Source organism: Saccharopolyspora sp. 7B (assembly GCF_020177435.1).
Lineage (GTDB): Bacteria > Actinomycetota > Actinomycetes > Mycobacteriales > Pseudonocardiaceae > Saccharopolyspora_C > Saccharopolyspora_C gregorii.
In genome coordinates this window covers 1-2,353 of sequence record NZ_JAIUKC010000271.1, presented here as the reverse complement: position 1 = coordinate 2,353, position 2,353 = coordinate 1, and the positions used below count along the sequence as shown (strand labels likewise).

Below are 2,353 nucleotides of genomic sequence, written 5' to 3'. Positions count from 1 at the left end.
CCACCACCACCCTCACCCCGCACTTCCCCCACACCGCGATCACCCGAACCGACCTGCTCGAACGCCCCACCGGCGAACCCCAGTACCACGCCGAACCCATCACCCTGCGCCCCTTCGAAATCCGCACCCTCCGCATCACCCGAACCGGTGCCGAGACCAAAGGAGCGGACCCGGACCCGACCCGGTGAAACGCGCGGCGCGCCGGGGTGAACACCACCCGGATCCGGTGATCGCCGCGCGCCCCACCACCACGCGCTCCGCATCATGGCCGCAGAGCCCGCACCGACCGCACACCGCGCCGGACGGCTCACCGGACCGCGTCCCCCGGGACGCGGACGAAAAAGGGGGGGGGGGGGGGGGGCCCACCCCCCCCCCCCCCCCCCCCCCCACCGCCCCCGCGGCCGGGGCCGCCGGGCCGCCGGGGGGCCGGCGCGGCGCTGGTCCGGCCGCCCCGCCGCCCCCCCCCCCCCCCCCCCCCCCCCCCCCCCCCCCCCCCGAAACGCGCCACCACGCACCGACTCTCGCGGGTGATCCGCACACCCCGCCATGGGTACCGTCGAACGATCGAACGAACGACGACGGAGGTACGCCCCGTGCTCGTGGCAGCCACCGGCGCACCAGGCGCCACGAGCCGCGCAGTGCTCGACACCCACCCGAACCACCACGCCCAGGCATGACCCCCGCACACCGCGTCACACCCGGCCCCCTGCCACGTCCCCACCCGAGCGGGCCGACAACCGGCACCGCACGCCGAACGGCAGAACGGGCGGTACCCGCGTACCGCGGTGGGGGACGACCATGAACCGGTTCGCCGAGTTCCTGCGACGACAGATCGACATCGACCTGGAACTGCTGCGCTGGGTGCGCGAAGACGTCGAAGCGGGCAACGCCAAACCCTGCGGCGGCACCGTCTTCCGCGGCTTCCGCGAATGCGAGCTCAAGACCAGGCTGCTGCGCCAGCACCAGCTCTGCGGCTCCGGCACCGGACCCTGCGACCGGCTCGGCGAGGCCTACCCGCCCGAAGACGAACGCGGCTGCGCCACCCGAGCCCTGCTCGGCCTGCCCTACGCCGACCGGCCCGGCTACCGCGCCCGCTGGCGCCCCTGACCGCCTCAGGACGTCAACAACCGCCAGCCCCGCGCCGCGAGCAGCACCGTCGCCAACAACCCCGCCAGCAGGAAACCCGCCACCTCACCGAGCACCATGCACAACAACGCCGCCACCACCGCGACGCAACCCAGCACGACCCGCACCCCGGGCCGCGACCGGCCGGGCAGCTCCGCGCGCCGCAACCGGTCGGCGAAATCGGGGTCCTGCAGAACCAGACCCTTCTCGATTTCCGCGATGCGGCGGCGTTCGTGCCTGGGCAGCATGACCTCGACCTCCCTGGAGTGGACCGACAACCGGCTACCCGCGAGAACGAGATCCCTACACCCCGCAGCCGCAGGTCACGGCCGCCGCGCCCGCACCAGCCACGCCGCCGACTCGAACAGCACGCCCCGCTCGGACTCGTGCTCGGTGAGCAGCGCCAGCAGCCGCGCCTCCGCCCGCTCCCGCTGCGGCGCCTCCAGCCCGGCCAGCAACCCGGAGAACTGCCCGGTGACGAACCGGAACGCGTCCGCGGCGTCCCGGCCGAAGTACATCCGCTCCCGCAGCCCGTCCAACCGCACCCGTTCGAAACCCGCCGACTCCAGCAACGCCCGCACCACCGCCGGCTCGCTCATCGACAGCGGACCCGGCCCGTCCACCGGCGGCGCGCCCTCGCGTCCACCGGAGAGCACCGAGCGGAACCCGCCCATCCACGGGTTGTGCTCCGCCGGCTGCCAGGTCAGCAGCGCCAGCCCACCGCCCGGCGTCAACGCCCGCCCGAGGTGGGTGAACGCGTCGCGGGGCGCGCCGAAGAACATCGCCCCGTGCCTGCTCAGCACCAGGTCGACGGTGGGGAAGGGGTGAACCTGCGCGTCAGCCCGCTCGAACGACGCGTTCGCCACCCCTTCCCGCTGCGCCAGCACCCGGGCCAGCTGCACCAGGGGCGCCGAGAGATCGACCCCGTGCGCCCAGCCCGCCGCCGCGCGCCGCGCCGCGTCCCGGGTGACCTTCCCGCTGCCGCAGCCGACGTCGAGCACCCGCGCGGCCGGGCCGATCTCGGCCGCGTCCAGGAACAGCTCGTGGTAGGCGGCGACGCCCTCGTCGAAGCGCTCGGCGCGCTCCGCCCAGAACTCGCCCTGCTCGCCGTCCCACGCCCGGGACTGGGCGGCGTTCGACGGGGCGATCGCGATCTCGGGCTGCTCGGCCATGTGCTTCCCCCAGCGGTGCGGTGAACGGTGCGTTCGGGGAGGGGAGTCTATGGGGC

4 protein-coding genes are annotated in these 2,353 nt (G+C 74.9%); 2 read left to right on the top strand and 2 right to left on the bottom strand.

Annotation, left to right across the window (positions count from 1 at the left end; translation table 11 throughout):
• Together LCD33_RS28490 and LCD33_RS28485 are read left to right on the top strand one after the other, a co-directional pair.
• A partial coding sequence (locus tag LCD33_RS28490) for a glycosyl hydrolase-related protein (RefSeq protein ID WP_224978496.1) occupies positions 1 to 188 on the top strand: 188 nt, incomplete at its 5' end.
• Positions 189 to 798: 610 nt separating this feature from the next.
• The gene (locus LCD33_RS28485) at positions 799 to 1,107 is read left to right on the top strand and encodes a DUF6221 family protein (RefSeq protein WP_224963286.1); all 309 of its coding nucleotides are present in this window, start codon (positions 799 to 801) and stop codon (positions 1,105 to 1,107) included.
• A gap of 5 nt (positions 1,108 to 1,112) precedes the next feature.
• Here LCD33_RS28485 and LCD33_RS28480 read toward each other — a convergent pair whose 3' ends face one another.
• Entirely contained in the window at positions 1,113 to 1,373 is a 261-nt protein-coding gene (locus LCD33_RS28480; protein ID WP_224963284.1) for a DUF3040 domain-containing protein, read from the bottom strand.
• Between the two features lie 75 nt (positions 1,374 to 1,448).
• On the bottom strand, positions 1,449 to 2,297 hold the full coding sequence (locus tag LCD33_RS28475) for a class I SAM-dependent methyltransferase (RefSeq protein WP_224963282.1): 849 nt from the start codon (positions 2,295 to 2,297) through the stop codon (positions 1,449 to 1,451).
• Positions 2,298 to 2,353 lie beyond the last annotated feature (56 nt).

Coding starts and splice junctions, on each gene's coding strand:
- LCD33_RS28485 (WP_224963286.1), top strand. CDS start 799: ATGAACCGGTTCGCCGAGTTCCTGCGACGACAGATCGACATCGACCTG.
- LCD33_RS28480 (WP_224963284.1), bottom strand. CDS start 1,373: ATGCTGCCCAGGCACGAACGCCGCCGCATCGCGGAAATCGAGAAGGGT.
- LCD33_RS28475 (WP_224963282.1), bottom strand. CDS start 2,297: ATGGCCGAGCAGCCCGAGATCGCGATCGCCCCGTCGAACGCCGCCCAG.